15 protein-coding genes are annotated in these 14,920 nt (G+C 69.7%); 9 read left to right on the top strand and 6 right to left on the bottom strand.

Going from position 1 to position 14,920, the window contains the following annotated elements:
* The first annotated feature begins 3 nt into the window (after positions 1-3).
* From ACQP2T_RS60035 to ACQP2T_RS60015, 5 genes are all read left to right on the top strand, one after another.
* The gene (locus ACQP2T_RS60035) at positions 4-453 is read left to right on the top strand and encodes a MarR family winged helix-turn-helix transcriptional regulator (RefSeq protein ID WP_433513559.1); all 450 of its coding nucleotides are present in this window, start codon (positions 4-6) and stop codon (positions 451-453) included.
* Between the two features lie 91 nt (positions 454-544).
* Complete coding sequence (locus ACQP2T_RS60030; protein ID WP_357957558.1) at positions 545-733, top strand: hypothetical protein; 189 nt, start codon at positions 545-547, stop codon at positions 731-733.
* Positions 734-1,083: 350 nt separating this feature from the next.
* Positions 1,084-1,755: a DUF998 domain-containing protein gene (locus ACQP2T_RS60025; RefSeq protein WP_433513558.1), complete on the top strand. Its 672-nt coding sequence runs from the start codon at positions 1,084-1,086 to the stop codon at positions 1,753-1,755.
* 57 nt (positions 1,756-1,812) lie between these two features.
* Positions 1,813-4,062 (top strand): sensor histidine kinase, encoded by a 2,250-nt coding sequence (locus ACQP2T_RS60020; RefSeq protein WP_433513557.1) that lies wholly within the window; start codon positions 1,813-1,815, stop codon positions 4,060-4,062.
* Positions 4,062-4,439 (top strand): DUF742 domain-containing protein, encoded by a 378-nt coding sequence (locus ACQP2T_RS60015; RefSeq protein ID WP_433513556.1) that lies wholly within the window; start codon positions 4,062-4,064, stop codon positions 4,437-4,439. The genes ACQP2T_RS60020 and ACQP2T_RS60015 overlap by 1 nt, the downstream gene beginning before the upstream one ends.
* Before the next feature lie 32 nt (positions 4,440-4,471).
* Here ACQP2T_RS60015 and ACQP2T_RS60010 read toward each other — a convergent pair whose 3' ends face one another.
* Genes ACQP2T_RS60010 through ACQP2T_RS59995 form a run of 4 tightly spaced genes read right to left on the bottom strand, consistent with a single transcriptional unit; the run spans position 4,472 to position 7,728 of the window.
* Positions 4,472-5,044 (bottom strand): GTP-binding protein, encoded by a 573-nt coding sequence (locus ACQP2T_RS60010; protein ID WP_225300026.1) that lies wholly within the window; start codon positions 5,042-5,044, stop codon positions 4,472-4,474.
* Positions 5,025-5,390 carry a DUF742 domain-containing protein gene (locus tag ACQP2T_RS60005; RefSeq protein WP_357653506.1) on the bottom strand — a complete coding sequence of 122 codons (366 nt, stop codon included), beginning with the start codon at positions 5,388-5,390 and terminating at the stop codon, positions 5,025-5,027. The genes ACQP2T_RS60010 and ACQP2T_RS60005 overlap by 20 nt, the downstream gene beginning before the upstream one ends.
* Positions 5,387-5,794 (bottom strand): roadblock/LC7 domain-containing protein, encoded by a 408-nt coding sequence (locus ACQP2T_RS60000; protein ID WP_433513555.1) that lies wholly within the window; start codon positions 5,792-5,794, stop codon positions 5,387-5,389. Before ACQP2T_RS60000 ends, ACQP2T_RS60005 begins: the two co-directional genes overlap by 4 nt.
* Positions 5,791-7,728: a sensor histidine kinase gene (locus ACQP2T_RS59995; protein WP_433513554.1), complete on the bottom strand. Its 1,938-nt coding sequence runs from the start codon at positions 7,726-7,728 to the stop codon at positions 5,791-5,793. The genes ACQP2T_RS60000 and ACQP2T_RS59995 overlap by 4 nt, the downstream gene beginning before the upstream one ends.
* Positions 7,729-8,058: 330 nt before the next feature.
* Between ACQP2T_RS59995 and ACQP2T_RS59990 the strand changes: the two genes are divergently transcribed.
* Positions 8,059-8,835, top strand: a complete 777-nt coding sequence (locus ACQP2T_RS59990; RefSeq protein ID WP_433513553.1) for an SDR family NAD(P)-dependent oxidoreductase — start codon at positions 8,059-8,061, stop codon at positions 8,833-8,835.
* A 36-nt stretch (positions 8,836-8,871) separates the two neighbouring features.
* Here the strand turns inward: ACQP2T_RS59990 and ACQP2T_RS59985 are convergent, their stop codons facing one another.
* The gene (locus tag ACQP2T_RS59985; RefSeq protein WP_433513552.1) at positions 8,872-9,705 is read right to left on the bottom strand and encodes a PrsW family intramembrane metalloprotease; all 834 of its coding nucleotides are present in this window, start codon (positions 9,703-9,705) and stop codon (positions 8,872-8,874) included.
* On the bottom strand, positions 9,702-11,657 hold the full coding sequence (locus tag ACQP2T_RS59980) for an NAD(P)-binding protein (protein ID WP_433513551.1): 1,956 nt from the start codon (positions 11,655-11,657) through the stop codon (positions 9,702-9,704). Before ACQP2T_RS59980 ends, ACQP2T_RS59985 begins: the two co-directional genes overlap by 4 nt.
* Before the next feature lie 132 nt (positions 11,658-11,789).
* Here ACQP2T_RS59980 and ACQP2T_RS59975 point away from each other — a divergent pair, with 132 nt between their 5' ends.
* From ACQP2T_RS59975 to ACQP2T_RS59965, 3 genes are read left to right on the top strand one after another with little or no spacing between them, the layout of a single operon-like run.
* Positions 11,790-11,990: a hypothetical protein gene (locus ACQP2T_RS59975; RefSeq protein ID WP_225300038.1), complete on the top strand. Its 201-nt coding sequence runs from the start codon at positions 11,790-11,792 to the stop codon at positions 11,988-11,990.
* Positions 11,991-12,001: 11 nt separating this feature from the next.
* The gene (locus tag ACQP2T_RS59970; RefSeq protein ID WP_433513550.1) at positions 12,002-13,474 is read left to right on the top strand and encodes an SPFH domain-containing protein; all 1,473 of its coding nucleotides are present in this window, start codon (positions 12,002-12,004) and stop codon (positions 13,472-13,474) included.
* Positions 13,475-13,534: 60 nt separating this feature from the next.
* Complete coding sequence (locus ACQP2T_RS59965) at positions 13,535-14,896, top strand: flotillin family protein (RefSeq protein ID WP_433513549.1); 1,362 nt, start codon at positions 13,535-13,537, stop codon at positions 14,894-14,896.
* Positions 14,897-14,920 lie beyond the last annotated feature (24 nt).

Genomic DNA, 14,920 nt, shown 5'->3' with positions numbered 1-14,920 from the left:
CGCATGACCCGATGGCTGGACGATGACGAGCAGCGCACCTGGCGCGACTTCCTGGCCGCGACCCAGTTGGTGAACGAAGCGCTCGACCGCCAGCTCCAGCGCGAGGCGGGCATGCCGCACACGTACTACATGATCTTGGTGGCCCTCTCGGAGGCGCCGGAGCGGTCGATGCGGATGAGCGAGCTGGCCAACAGGGCGCAGAGCTCGCAGAGCCGGCTCTCCCATGCGGTCGCGCGGCTGGAGGAGCGCGGCTGGGTGCGGCGCCGGCCCTGCGACTCCGACCGCCGGGGCAGCTTCGCCGCGCTCACCGATGAGGGCTTCGCCGCGCTGGCCGCCGCCGCGCCCGGCCACGTGGAGGAGGTACGGCGGAGCCTGTTCGACGTCCTCACCCCCGAGCAGCTGGGACAGCTCGCCGAGATCTGCGCGGCGGTGCGCGACACGCTGGAGCCGTAGCGCGAACCGGTGTCGAACACGCTGGCGCCGTAGCGCGAAACTGTCCCCGCGACGCCGTACGGTTCTCCCGGAAGTCGAACGAGGAGAGCGGATGCACGACACGGATGAGGCGCTGTTCAGGGCAGTTCACGGGATCGCCGGCCGCTTGGCCGGGCAGCCGGTGCCCGTGGTGATGGACGCCTTGCTACGCCAATTGCCCAAGGCCCCCGGCCTGGACATGGCCGAACTCCGCCGGATCGCCGAGGAGATCAGCGTCGGCAGAGACCCCTCGGGCTTGTAGCCCCGACGGACCTCGACACAGCCTGGGAGCGGGCTCGGCTTTCCTGTGGGCCCCGACGGAGCCCGACAGGACCGAAAGGACCCGACGGAGCCCGGCAGAGCGCAGGGCCCTCTACACCCGAGCGGCGAGCAGCGATGGACCGTGCCCGGCCAAGAAGACGCACGTCACGGCGCCCAGCCGGTGAGGCGGAGGACCGTGCCCCTGGAAGGCCGCCGACCCCGGTCGGCGGATGGGCCCTCCCGTGCCTGCCGTAAAAGAAAGACCCTTAAAAAAACCCCGAGATCACATCAGGGTCGGGTCAGGGGCGGCGCCTGATGTGAGGGTGGGCCGGGCGGCGGGAAAGTAGGGCCATGACCGCAAAGAGGCTTTATCCCATCATCGCCTGCGGGTCGATCGTGTTCGCGGTGGTCGGGATCGTGGTCGGGCAGCTGGTGCTCGACCCCGGCCTGAACCCACTCAACGTGACCGTCAGCGAATACGCCGTGTCCGACCGCGGGGGCGTCACGGAAGCGGCGATGATGGTGCTGGGCCTCGGTTCGATCGTCCTGCTGAGGGCGCTGAAAGCGGCGAACGCACCGGTGCGGGGGCTGCCGGAGCGGTTGCTGTGGGTGTGGTCGGGGGCGCTGATCGTCGCCGCGGTCATCCCGACCTCGCCCATCGGCGCCGACCTGACCCTGACGGCGGAGATCCACCGTTACGTGTCGGTGGCGGCGTTCGTCAGCCTGCCCGCGGCGGCGGCTCTGCTGGTGCCCCGGCTCACGGCCGACGAGGCGTGGCAGCCGGTCGCGCGGACCGTCGAGTGGCTGGCCCTGGCGGGCGGGCTCGGGGTGCTGGCGGTCACCTATGTGGCGCTGCCCGGTGAGCGGGTGATGATCGGGTTGGTGGAGCGGTTGCTGCTGGGCGCGGAGGTGGCGTTGCTGGCGGTGCTCGCCGCGTGGTTGGTACGGCTGGCATGGGGCCGGGCCATCCAGCGACCTGCGGATTTCCGGACATATCATAGATTTGTCGCGAGTCGATCTTAAGAACCGCCGCATTTGGTGCTATTCTCTCCCGCGATCTTCTATCCGGGAGCGGGCGTCATGGCATCTGGCAGATCCATCAGATTCAAGATCTCGACGCTGCTGGTTCTCCCACTGGTTTCTCTGGTCGGACTCTGGGGCTTCGCTGCCAGCACGACCTCCGGTGAGGCCATGGGCCTGCTGAAGGTCGACACGATCTGGTCCGGAGTCATCAGCCACGCCGACTTCCTGGTCTACACACTCGAGCAGGAGCGTCTCGCCTCCGCCGAGGTGATCTCCGGCGGCGTCGCCGACCCCGCCCAGCTGGCCGCCACGCGCGGCAAGGTCGACGAGGTCAAGAAGCGGCTCTCCGACGGGGGCCTGTCGGAGACGACGCAGGCCGCCCTCACCCCTGAGATGCAGGGGCGGCTGAAAGAGGTCTTCACGGCCATCGACCGCCTGCCTGAGATCAGGAAGAAGGTCGACAGCCGCAAGCTGACCCCCGGCGCGCTGATCACCGAATACTCGGAGGTCAGCGACGCGGTCCATCACCTGTACCCGTCTCTGACGCTCGGCACGGACGTCGAGCTGGCCCAGCAGGCGCAGGGTCTGATCGCGGCCAGCGAGGTCCGCGAGCTGCTGAGCCGCGAGCACGCGCTGATCATCGCGTCCAACGGCAAGCCGTCCATGAGCGACATGCACATGCTCGCGAGGATCGACGGCACGCGGACGTACATGTTCCCCAAGGCCATGGCCAACCTCGACGCCGAACTGCGGACCCCGTTCGAGCAGGTCACCGAGTCCGCGCGCTGGGCCGCGATGGAGCGCGCGCTGGACGGCTACGTCTCGGGCCGGATGCTCGACCCGGCGGTCTGGCGCGGCATGGCCGACCCCGAGCTGAAGGACTACACCCAGGTCATCTGGGACAACGGTGACCGGCTGCTGGCCCGGATGACGCCGGCCGGCATCGCCATCCTCGTACGGGCCGGCGTGGCGGGCGTCCTCGGCCTCATCGCGGTCGCCCTGTCCATCTTCATCTCCATCCGGGTGGGCCGGCGCGTCAGCCGTGAGCTGGCGGCGCTCCGCCGCAACGCGCTCGACCTGGCCGAGATCCGGCTGCCCGGCGTCGTGACGAAGCTGCGGCAGGGCAAGAACGTCGACATCCCGGCCGAGGTGCCGCCCATCAAGATGTGCGACGGCGCGACCAGCGAGATCGACGACCTGGCGAAGGCGTTCGACAGCGTCCAGTACACCGCCGTGGACGCGGCCGTCGAGCAGGCCAAACTGCGCCAAGGCGTCTCCGAGGCGCTGCGCAACCTGGCCAGGCGCAGCCAGTCGCTGCTGCAACGCCAGCTCAAGCTGCTGGACGAGATGCAGCGCGAGACCGAGGACCCGGAGGCGCTGTCCCGGCTGTTCAGGATCGACCACCTGACGACCCGCATGCGCCGCCACGCCGAGGGCCTGGTGCTGCTGTCCGGCGGCTCCGCCGGGCGCAGGTGGCGCGGCGTCATCCCGGTCGAGGACGTGCTGAGCGGCGCCGCCGCGCAGGTCGAGGAGTACACCCGGGTCCGCGTCTACCCGATGCCGGAGTGCGGGGTCTCCGGCGCGGCCGTGGCCGACCTCATGCACCTGTTCGCGGAGCTGATCGAGAACGCCGCCGCCTTCTCCTCGCCGGGCAACGAGGTCTCGGTCCGCGGCGAGCTGGTCGGCAGGGGCTTCGCCGTCGAGGTCGAGGACCGCGGGCTGGGCATGACCCCCGAGGCCCGGCAGGCCGTCAATGAGAAGCTGGAGAGCCCACCCGAGTTCGAGGCGTCGCAGACCGAGCGGCTCGGCTTCTCGGTGGTCGGCATGCTGGCCGCCAGACACGGCATCACGGTCACGCTCAAGCCCTCCCCCTATGGCGGCACCACCGCGATCGTGCTGGTGCCCACAGCGCTGATCCAGGCCCTCCCGACGCCGGTGCGGATGCCCGAGCTGGAGTCTGTGTCCGTCTCGGTGGTCAGGACGCCTCAGGAAAGCAGGACGCCTCGGGACGGCAGGACGTCTCAGGACGTCCGGACGGCTCACGACACGACGGCCCCCGGCCAGCTGCCCCGCCGCCAGCGCACGGCCAAGCACGGCCCTGAGCGGACCCAGGAGTCGGCGCTGCCCCGCCGGGTGCGGCAGGCCAACCTGCCGGAGCAGCTCAAGCAGTCGCCACCCCCCGAGCAGACTGAGGCACGCTCGTCCGAGAGCCGCTCACCGGAGGAGGCGAGGGCTCTGCTCTCCTCGCTCCAGTCGGGCTGGCAGCGCGGGCGGCAGGACAGCGATCAGGATGGGGGATCCCAATAGTGACCCATGGGCCAGACGAGTGGGTTGACGAGGAGGCCGGCCCGGTTGTGCGGCCGTACGCGGTGGCCAGGGGGCGCACCAAGTCCTCGGCGCCCGAACTCGACCTGCTGGCGACCGTGTCGTCGACCGGCCTGCCGGTGCCCGCCAAGGCGGAGCTGAGCGGCCAGCACCGCAGGATGATGGACTGCGTCATGGCTCAGACCAGGCCGGTCGTCGAGATCGCCGCCGAGCTGAGCCTGCCGGTGGGGGTGGCCAGGGTACTGCTCGGAGATCTGCTCGACTACGGCCTGGTGTCGGCCCGGCCGCCGCTCGCCAAAGCGACGACCCCTACGGAGAGCCTGCTCAGAGAGGTCATCAACGGTCTGCGGGCCCTTTAGTCAGCTGAGGTCATCAACCGTCCGCAGGCCCTTCAGTTGGCTGAGGTCATCGTCCTCAAGGAGTGCTCGACCAGCGTGACCATGACCTCCTTGGCCGAGGTGCGCCGCCGCACGTCACAGAGCAGCACGGGCACGTCGTCGTCCAGGTCGAGCGCGATCCGCACGTCGTCCACGCTGTGCCGGTCGGCGCCGTCGAAGCAGTTGACGGCCACCACGAACGGCGTGCCGCGCTGCTCGAAGTAGTCGACGGACGGGAAGCAGTCGGTCAGCCGCCGGGTGTCGGCGATCACGACGGCCCCGAGCGCGCCGTAGGACAGCTCGTCCCACATGAACCAGAACCGTTCCTGCCCCGGGGTGCCGAACAGGTAGACGACCAGCCCTTCGCGGATCGTGATACGGCCGAAGTCCATCGCGACGGTGGTGGTGGTCTTGGCCTCCACACCGTCGAGATCGTCGACGCCGACGCCGCGATCGGAGAGCACCTCCTCCGTGCGTAACGGCCTGATCTCGCTGATCGCGCCGACCAGCGTGGTCTTGCCCACGCCGAACCCCCCGGCGATCAGGATCTTCAGCGCGACGGGGTCCTCAGAGAGCACGGAGTCCATTGATCACTTCCTTGAGAATGCGCTCATTCGGACGCGGCCCCTTTTCCGAGGGGGACGTCACCGAGATGAGGCCGTGGTCACGCAGGTCGCCGAGCAGCACCCGGACGACGCCTACGGGCAGATCGAGCTCGACGGCCACGTCGGCCACCGTGATCGGGTTACGCGCTGCCCGCAGGATGAGCAATTGCTCGGGTTCGAGATCATACGACTCCGGGTCGCCGACGACGGAGACAATCGCCATAAGGTCGAACGCCTCCCCGGAGGTTCTGGTGCGCCCGCGAATGAGGGCGTAGGGCCGGACTACCGGCCCCGCGTCCTCGTCAAGCCACCGCGGGGGCTCGTTCATGACGATGTCGCCCTGGGGTTGGTGGATATGTGCTGCCCCACCCGCTTGACGAGCATCGCCATCTCGTAGGCGATGTGCCCGACGTCCACGTTGGCGTCGGCCAGCACGGCCAGGCAGGTGCCCTTCCCCGCCGCCGTCACGAAGAGGAACGCCGACTCCATCTCGACGATGGTCTGGCGTACGTCCCCGCCGCCGAAGTGCCGTCCAGTGCCGCGGGCCAGGCTCTGGAACCCGGCGGCGACGGCCGACATGTGCTCGGCGTCCTCGCGGGTCAACCCCTTGGAGTAGCCGACCGCCAGGCCGTCGGTCGACAGGATGACGGCCTGGCGTACTGCTCCGACCCTGGTCGTCAGGTCGTCGAGGAGCCAGTTCAGCTCACCGGTGTTGGTCGTCGGCACACTCATGCCTCCCCCTCCTCATTCGCTTCTTCTCGGGCGCGTTGGGTTCCCCGCTGGTAGGCGGAGAACAGGTCCCGTACCTCATCGGGAGAGCGCTCTGTCTTCTTCTCTTCCGGTTCCGGCTCAGATGATTCGTCCGTCTTGAGCTGGGGTGCCAGATTTGCCTGTTTCACTCGCCGTGGCAGCCCGGCATGCGTGCCGTTCACCACCGCGAGCGTCTTCTTCTTGGTACGGCTGGGCAGCGCGGGCGCTTCCCCGCCGCCGCCCGCCTCGAGTGCGGCCTGGTCGTGGACCAGCCCGCGCGGCACCAGCACGATCGCGGTGGTGCCGCCGAACGGCGAACGGCGCATCAGCACCTGGATGCCGTGCCGTTCGGCCAGCCTGGCCACCACGAACAGGCCGAGCCGGTCACTGTCGGCCAGGTCGAACTCCGGCGGGTTGGTCAGCAGCGCGTTGAACGCCGCGTACTCGCCCGGAGACAGCCCCAGCCCTCTGTCCTCCACCTCGATCGCGTAGCCGTTGCTCACCAGATCGCCGCGGACGACCACGGTGGTGGTGGGTGGAGAGTAGATGGTGGCGTTCTCGACCAGTTCGGCGACCAGGTGGGTGAGGTCGGCGGCGGCGGCTCCGTCGAGCGCGCTGCCGGGCATGGCCTCGACGGTGACCCTGGTGTAGTCCTCGACCTCGGCGATGGCCGCCCGGACGATGTCGACCGCGGGCACCGGCTTGCGCCAGGCCCGGCCGGGTGCGGAGCCGGACAGGATGATCAGGCTCTCCGCGTGACGCCGCATGCGGGTCGTCAGGTGGTCGAGGCGGAAGAGCTCTTCCAGCCGGTCAGGGTCGTGGGTACGGCGCTGCATGCCGTCGAGCAGCGCGAGCTGGCGGTGCAGCAGGCCCTGCTTGCGCCGGGCGAGGTTGAGGAACACCTGGCCGATGCCGCGGCGCATCGCGGCCTGGCTCACGGCGGCGGTCACGGCGGTGCGCTGCACGGAGCCGAACGCCTTGGCCACGTCGACGATCTCGGCCGCGCCGCTGACCTTGAGCGGCTTGGCCTCCTTCTTGACGTTGACCTCTTCGCCCCGGCTCAGCCGGTCGACCAGGCCGGGCAGCCGGTTGTCGGACAGCTCCACGGCCGCGGACCTGAGCGCGGCCAGCTCACCGGCGAGGCGGCGGCCGAAGCGTACGGAGATGATGATCGAGGCGAGCACGGCGATCAGCCCGAGGCCGCCCGCGGTGCCGATCTTCACCATGGTGCTGGTGGCGGCGTCGAGCGCGCGCTCGCTCAGCACCTCGCCGGACGACGCGCCGAGCTTGTCGAGCTGCGCCGTGAGCCGGTCCACGGTCGAGTTCCACATCGCGCCGTCGGCGGGTGGGGCGCCGCTCGCGATGATGCGCGCCTCCATGGCGGTGAAGTCCCTGAACGGCTCACCGGCGAAGATCTGCTCGTACGGCCTGCGGAGCGCCGTGTCGAGCCCGGCCTGGCCACGGGCGCTGAGGAAACTGCGGGCCGCGACGTACTCGGTGAAGGCCGTGAGCTCCGGCTCGGTGAGCCGGCGGTCGATGAGCGCGCCGCTGAGCAGCGCGTGCTCGCGGGCGATGATCTCCCGGGCGTTGCCCATGGCCTGCAGCGACGACGCCTGCTGGAACAGCGGCAGGTCGGGCACCGAGACGAGCTGGTCGTAGAGCCGGAAGATGGCGTCGAGGACCCGGTTGTACTCGTTGAGGCTGGTCAGCCGGGAGCTGATGCCGCCGTCGATGTCGGCGCGGATGGAGCCGAGCCGGTTCAGCTCCGCGGTGAGTGTGTTGAGCGAGTCGCGCAGGTTGTCCTTGATCGCGTCACCCGCTGTCACGGCGGACTTCTGGAAGTCGGCCACGGACTTGTCGGTGCGGGCGCGCTGTGCCCCGAGCTCCTGGGTGAGTTGACGGGTGGTGACCGCCACGGCCGATTGGGCCCGCTCGGCTTGGAGCTGTAAGCCCAGGTCGGTGGAGGTGATGCCGATCGTCTGATAAAGCGTGTTGGCTCTTAGAAGGGCCTGGCCGTCACCCACGGTGAGATTGAGGGCAAAGCCCCAGAGCGCACTCAGAGACAGGAGGGGTAGCAACAGCAATAAGAAGATCTTGAACCGAATTGACCGGTTATGCGAGCCCATGTCCCAACCTCGGAGTCGAGGGGTATTTGCACACTCTGTGTAAACACACCTCCGGAAGATCGCACAGGAGACTAGCACCGATTATGCTTCCGGCGCAGTGGGAGGAACGCGTTGATTAGCGTGATTACTGGGGCGAGTGCCGGCATCGGCGCCGCGGCGGCGGCCGAGCTGTCACGACGGGGGCACCGGGTGGTGCTCGTCGGTCGGGACGAGGCTCGGCTCAAAGCCGTGGCCGACGGATTGAGCGGGCCGGAAGCCGATGTTTTGACCTGCGACTACACATCGCTTGACGACGTCCGTAGGCTCGCGGCGGTGTTGCGTGAGCGTTATGACCGAATTGCCGTACTGGCCAACAACGCGGGCGTCATGAGTCCGGGGCGCCAGATTACTGTGGACGGTCACGAGCTGATGGTTCAGGTCAACCATCTCGCCCCCTTTCTGTTGACCGATTCTCTAACGGATCGGGTCGACAGGGTAGTCACCACTTCTTCACGGGCGGGCAGAAGCGGCCGGCTCGACCCGGACGACCTGTCGCGTGAGCGGCGACGATGGAACGGCTGGCTCCAGTACGGCGACACGAAACAGGCGAACGCCCTGTTCACGGTCGGGTTGGCGGCCCGGGGGGTGGCGGCCACCTGTTTCCATCCCGGCGTGATCCGCACCGGGTTCGCGGCGCAGACGTGGATCATGCGGATGTTCCTGGCCGTGCCCGGCTACGCCAAGCCGCCCGAGTACGGCGCGCGCACGCTGGTTCACCTGGCCACGCACGCCGACGGCGAGCGGCGCGCCGGAGCCTACTTCGCGAAGCGGACCCCGGAGCCGGTCCCGTCCGCGATGTCCGACCCCGCCCTGGCCGAACGCCTCTGGCAGGCCAGTCTCACCGCCCTGAAGAGCTGACACTCGGCAGGCCGGTCTCAGCGCCCTGAACCGGTCTCAGCGTTTCGAGCGGCTGACGGAGCGCAGCCAGAGCAGCCCGACCAGCGAGATCACCAGGATCCCGGTCCACACCAAGATCGTGTAGATGTGCACCTGCGCCTCGGTGACGCCGGGCACCTTGCCGATGCGCAGCAGCTGGAACTGCCACACCTGCCCGGTCAGTACCAGCGTGATCGCGATGGCGATGGCGTCCATCGAGTCCCACAACGCATGGAGCAGCGAGACCCCGAGATAGGCGAGCACCACCCGCCCCTTGAGCCGGCCCCCGGCGGAGAAGAGCACCCCGCCCACGATGGCCGTCCACAGGCCGTGGCCGACGGGCGACAGGACTCCGCGCACCACCTCGGTCTCGACGAGCTGCGACAGCGACAACCCCGTCGAGGTGAAGAGCGAGTTGAAGGCGTACCCGGCGCTCTCCAGCGCGGCGAACCCGAAGCCCACGGTCGCGCCGAGCACCAGGCCGTCCTTGGTCGTCCGGCGGATCAGATGCCGTGAGACGAACATCAGGGCCGCCAGCTTGACGCCCTCCTCGATCAGGCCCACCGTCAGGTACACCAAGAGCGCCGGCCGGAGCAGCCAGCTCTCCAGCAGGGACGCGCCGAGCACGCCCAGCGCGCCGCCGGTCACGAACGCGCTGAACATCGTCTCGACCGTCACCTCGGGCGACTGCGCGCGCCCGTAGGCCCAGGTCACGAACGTGACCGGGACCAGGAAGCTGCCGAACAACACCACCATCGGCACGAGGTTGGAGTTGGCGGTCCACGCGGTGACGATCACACTCGCCACCCAGAGCACGAGGCCGATCAGGAAGACGCGTAGCCACGGCCTCACGTCGGCAGTTCGCTGATGGCCCGATGGGCGGCGGTGATGGCCGCGTCGGCCCGGGAGGCCGGCACCGAGTCGCAGTTGGCGATCGCGATCCTGCCGAACCGCCGGCGCGCGAGGTCGGCGGGGAACGGGCCGTCCGGGTAGAAGGAGTTCCACGGGCGGCAGTACTCCGGGGCGTACCCGTGGCCCCAGCGGTTGACCGTGATCGCCTCTATGTCCGTGGCCGGGTCGAAGCCGCCGGGACCGAGCAGCCGGGTGAGCTGGTCGCGGATGGTGTACTCCAGGCGGCTGTAGGGCGTGTTGAGCAGCTCGTTCCGGCCCGTGGCGGCGCCCGCGGCCGGGCCCAGCTCCGAGCGGCACGTGGCGGCCAGCATGCGCACGTTGATCGGGTTGCCGGGCTTCGTCGGGCAGTCGTAGCCGGGCATGGTGACCGGGTGGTCGAGCTCCGACAGGCACCAGTAGGCGCCCGTCCAGCGGGTGCGGTCGATGCCGAGACGCTGCCACGCCTCCCAGTCGCGCAGTTGCACCATGGCGTCCACCACCGGCATCTTGACCGCGTCGCGCAGCGCCTGCTTCTGGTCCTCGGGCAGGTCGGGGACGAGGTAGGGGATGACCATGTTCCAGCAGGCCATGACGACCGCTCCGGCGCGGACCGTACGCACCCGGTGGCCGTCGAAGTAGCCGACGGTCGCCGTGCCCGCCGAGTCGGGCGGGCCGTCGTTGCGCGCGCTGACGGCCGTGCTCGACAGCCGGAAGCGGACCCGGTTCGCGGGCAGGTCGAGGCGGCCGTAGTCGAAGGAGGCGGTGGTGATGCCGTCCATGGAGGTGGAATCGGCGAAGCCGGGGATCATCCGGCCGACCATCATGCGGACCAGCGCCTGGTTGCCCTCGGGGAAGTGGTAGATGTTCGGGTCGGCCGCCTTCCACTCCTTCTTCATGCTGGGCGAGCTGAACCGCGAGGGCTTGCCGCCGTCCAGCCCCAGGCCGCCGAAGCCGGGGTAGTCGCTGCCCCAGGCGTCGATCGCGCCGAACGTCTGCGTGCCGTACCCCCACATGACGCTCGGCATGGTCCGGCAGAACAGCTCGACGTCGGGGTGCACCTGGCAGACCTTCAGCAGGAAGTCCGAGTAGGTCAGCGCCGCCAGCCGCTCCTCCTTCCGCTCCCGCGGCAGGCCGGGGAACCAGTCACGCGGCTTGTCGTACAGCATGACGAGGTCCTTCTTGGCCTGCTCGGCGATCGGCAGCCCCCTGACCCACTCCTCGGTCCGCGTCTGCGGGGTGATGCGGACGAGAGCGTCCTTCCTGAACGTCTCCCGGTCGCACATCACGCTGCGATGCATCCCGAGCCCGCCGTAGAGGCGTTGGTCGAAGTACCGGTCGAACCTCTTCAGCTCGATGCCGAGCCGGTCGAGCAGTTTCTTGCCTTCGGGCGTCCACACCGAGGGCGTCCGGAGCGACCGCGAGCCGCCGCAGCCGACCAGCACACCGCTGCGGCCGGCCGGGTGGAACTCGTTGCGCCGCGCGTGCCCGCCGATCTCGTCGTGGTTGTCCAGGATGAGGATGCGGGCCCCGGGGTTCTGGCGGTGCCACTCGAAGGCCGCGCTCACCCCGCTGATGCCCCCGCCGACCACCACCAGGTCGTAATGCTCGCCGGTGGGCACGGGCGTGCCCGCGTACTGCCAGAAGCGGCCGTCGCGGAGCGCGTGGGCGACGCTGAGCGACTCCGGGGTGCCGCCCCGCAGTCCGGTCAGGCCCGGCGGAGAGACCTCGGCCCGGGGAACGCCCGGCGGATAGGTCTCGCCCGACCCCGGCGGGCCCGGCCGCGACGTACAGCCCGCCGACACTCCCAGAGCCAGCGTGCCCACCGCCATGGCGACGCCGTCCAAGAAGTCGCGGCGCGAAATGGGCCGGTCCATCCCGAGGTCGCGCGCCGAGCGCGCGTTCATGTCGCTCATGCGCCGATCCTCAGGACTCCGGGTAAAAGCCGCGTCCTGCCGCGCAGTGCTTCGAGAAACATTTTGCGTGACCTATTACCGCGAATGCCTGTTTGGAGTAGCGTCCGAAATATCACGACGGGGGGAGTCCGGGTGGTCGGCAAGCAGGGCAGGGTCACAGGCAAGATCGGCCCTGGCCTCGTCGGCGAGGTCATGGTCCCGGTCAGAGGAGGCGTGGAGGCTTTCTACGCTCATCCGACCGTGCCTGACGAGGAGTTCTCCGTCGGAACGATCGTGATCGTGGTGGACTACTTCCCACCGCGAACGGTCTATGTGGCCCGAGCACTCGTCTAGGGAGGCCCCCGATGTCCCCCGAGCTCCTTCTTCTCGGCGGCGGCATCCTCGTCGCCGTCATCGTGCTGACCCTGCTCTTCAAAGCCGTGTGGCGGGTCGCCGAGCCCAACGAGGCCCTGATCATCTCGGGTCTCGGCGCGCGCCGACGCGGCGAGGGCCCGGACAGCCTCGGCTTCAAGATAATCACCGGCAAGGGTACGGCGGTGCTGCCCGGCTTCCAGACGGCCAGGAGGCTGCGCCTGGACACCAGGGCCGCCAACCTCCAGGTCTCCTGCGTCACCCAGCAGGGCATCCCCGTGCACATCCGCGGTGTGGTGATCTACAAGGTGGGCGACGACCTGTCCTCGATCGCCAACGCGGCCCGGCGCTTCCTCGACCAGCAGGACTTCATGACCGGCGCGATCCACGAGCTGTTCACCGGTCACCTGCGCTCGATCATCGGCAACCTCACGGTCGAGGACCTGATCCTCAACCGTGAGCGGCTGACCAGCGAGACGAGGGCGTCGGCCGCCGACGAGATGAGCAAGCTGGGCCTGATCGTCGACTCGCTGCAGATCCAGGAGATCGACGACGAGACCGGCTACATCGTCAACCTCGGCAAGCCGCACGCCGCCAAGGTCGCCTCCGTCGCCCGTATCGCCGAGGCCCAGCGCGACCAGGAGGCCACCGAGGCCGAGCAGGCCGCAGCCGCGCGCAAGGCGGCCGCCGTACGCGAATCCAAGATCAAGCAGGCCGGTTACCAGGCGGAGATGGACCAGGCGGCGGCCAGGGCCAGGCAGGCGGGGCCGCTGTCGGAGGCGACGGCCAGGCAGGAGGTCGTCGTCCAGGAGACCAGGGCCGCCGAGCTGGAGGCGCAGCTGTCGGAGCAGCGGCTGCAGTCGCAGGTCCGCAAGCCCGCCGACGCCAAGGCGTACGAGACCGTCACGCTCTCCCAGGCCGAGCGGGACGCCCGCATCGCCCAGGCCGAGGCGGAGGCGCGGGAGACCGAGCTGCGCGCCGTCGCGCAGGCCTCCCAGGTCAAGCAGGCCGCCGCGGCCGAAGCCGAGTCCGTACGGCTGCGCGGTGAGGCCGCGGGCGCGGCCACCAAGGTCGCGGGAGAGGCCGAGGCCCAGGCCGCCAAGGCACGCGGGCTGGCCCACGCCGAGGCGGCCAAGGCGCTCGGGCTCGCCGAAGCGGCGGCCGCCCAGGCCAAGGGCCTGGCCGAGGCGCAGGCGATCAGCGCGCGGGCGCAGGCGCTGAAGGACAACCAGGAGGCGGTCATCGCCCAGCAGCTGGCCGAGCGCTGGCCCGAGGTCGTCGAGGCGGGCGCCAAGGCGTTCGGCAACGTCGACCACATGGTGGTGCTCAACGGCGCCCAAGGCGTGGAGGAGATGCTGGCCAAGGCGCTCACCCTCGGCGGCACCGGCCTCGGCCTGGCCAGGGCGCTGCTCAACGGCGCGGCACCGAACGGCTCCGAACCGGAGTCCTCCGGCAAAGCGCAATAGACCGGCCCGCCGTCACGAACAGCTGAGCCGGGAAGTCCCTACGTCATCCAGGGGGAAGCAATGGACTTAGTTCTCACCGGCGTCATCGTGGCTCTGGCACTTGTCGCGATCGTCGCCTTCAAGCTGATCTGGCGCGTCGCCGAGCCCAACGAGGCGATCATCATCTCCGGCTTGGGCGCGCGCGGCAGGGAGACGCTCGGGTTCAAGATCGTCACGGGGAAGGGCGCGCTGGTCGTGCCGGGGTTCCAGACCGCGCGCCGCATCTCGCTCGACAGCCGGGTCTCGCCGCTCGAAGTCAACTGCGTGACCAAGCAGGGCATCCCCGTACACGTACGCGGGGTGGTCATCTACAAGGTGGGCGACGACTTCGCCTCCGTCGCCAACGCGGCGCGGCGCTTCCTCGACCAGCAGAAGACCGTGGACGACAAGACGCACCAGCTCTTCTCCGGGCACCTGCGCTCGATCATCGGCAACCTCACGGTCGAGGACCTGATCATCAACCGTGACGCGCTCACCAACGAGATCCGCACCTCCTCCTCCGACGAGATGAGCAAGCTCGGCCTGATCGTCGACTCGCTGCAGATCCAGGAGATCGAGGACGCCACCGGCTACATCGTCAACCTCGGCCGCCCCCACGCCGCCGCCGTGTCGGCGCTGGCCAGGACCGCCGAGGCGCAGCGCGACCAGGAGGCCAACACCGCCGAGCAGGAGGCCCAGATCAAGAAGGCCGCCGCGATCCGCGAGGCCCGCATCCAGCAGGCCGGCTACCAGGCGGAGATGGACCGGGCCGCGGCCAAGGCGAAGCAGGCCGGGCCGCTGGCCGAGGCAACCGCGCGCCAGGAGGTCGTGGTCCAGCAGACGACGGCCGCCGAGCTGGAGGCCGTGCTGGCGGAGAAGCGGCTGGAGGGAGAGGTACGCAGGCCGGCCGACGCGCGGGCCTACGAGCAGGTCACCATAGCCGAGGCGGACCGGCGGGCCGCCGTGGCGCGGGCTCAGGCCGAGGCGGAGGGCATCCGGCTGCTCGGGGAGGCCGAGGCCGAGGCGACCAGGCTGCGCGGCATGGCCGAGGCGGACGCGGCGCGGGCCAAGGGCCTGGCGCAGGCCGACGCCATCAAGGCCCGCGCCGACGCGCTGGCCTCCAACCAGGAGGCGGTCGTCGCCCAGCAGTTGGCCGAGCGCTGGCCCGAGGTGGTCGAGGCGGGCGCCAAGGCGTTCGGCAACGTCGAGCACATGGTGGTGCTCAACGGCGCCCAGGGTGTGGAGGAGATGCTGGCCAAGGCGCTCACGCTCGGCGGCGCCGGCCTGGGCCTGGCCAGGACGCTGCTCAGCCGGCCCGCAGCGGAGACGCCCGTCGCCCCCGCCCCCACGCCCAATGGAGCAAACTCCGAAGTCGTTCGCGAATCACCTGAATTGCGCGAATAGCGCCGTTGCTCGGCTTGTTACTCC

Origin of the sequence: Nonomuraea sp. CA-143628, from assembly GCF_050942315.1 — a bacterium.
In the GTDB taxonomy this organism is placed as follows: domain Bacteria; phylum Actinomycetota; class Actinomycetes; order Streptosporangiales; family Streptosporangiaceae; genus Nonomuraea.
The sequence above is the reverse complement of the archived record's forward strand: the minus strand, read 5'-3'. Positions and strand labels throughout refer to the sequence as shown.

Bases quoted from the DNA above. Each gene is read 5' to 3' on its own strand.
- ACQP2T_RS60020 (WP_433513557.1), top strand. From the start codon at position 1,813: ATGGCATCTGGCAGATCCATCAGATTCAAGATCTCGACGCTGCTGGTT.
- ACQP2T_RS60030 (WP_357957558.1), top strand. From the start codon at position 545: ATGCACGACACGGATGAGGCGCTGTTCAGGGCAGTTCACGGGATCGCC.
- ACQP2T_RS59980 (WP_433513551.1), bottom strand. From the start codon at position 11,657: ATGAGCGACATGAACGCGCGCTCGGCGCGCGACCTCGGGATGGACCGG.
- ACQP2T_RS59965 (WP_433513549.1), top strand. From the start codon at position 13,535: ATGGACTTAGTTCTCACCGGCGTCATCGTGGCTCTGGCACTTGTCGCG.
- ACQP2T_RS60005 (WP_357653506.1), bottom strand. From the start codon at position 5,390: ATGAACGAGCCCCCGCGGTGGCTTGACGAGGACGCGGGGCCGGTAGTC.
- ACQP2T_RS60000 (WP_433513555.1), bottom strand. From the start codon at position 5,794: ATGAGTGTGCCGACGACCAACACCGGTGAGCTGAACTGGCTCCTCGAC.
- ACQP2T_RS60035 (WP_433513559.1), top strand. From the start codon at position 4: ATGACCCGATGGCTGGACGATGACGAGCAGCGCACCTGGCGCGACTTC.
- ACQP2T_RS60010 (WP_225300026.1), bottom strand. From the start codon at position 5,044: ATGGACTCCGTGCTCTCTGAGGACCCCGTCGCGCTGAAGATCCTGATC.
- ACQP2T_RS60025 (WP_433513558.1), top strand. From the start codon at position 1,084: ATGACCGCAAAGAGGCTTTATCCCATCATCGCCTGCGGGTCGATCGTG.
- ACQP2T_RS59970 (WP_433513550.1), top strand. From the start codon at position 12,002: ATGTCCCCCGAGCTCCTTCTTCTCGGCGGCGGCATCCTCGTCGCCGTC.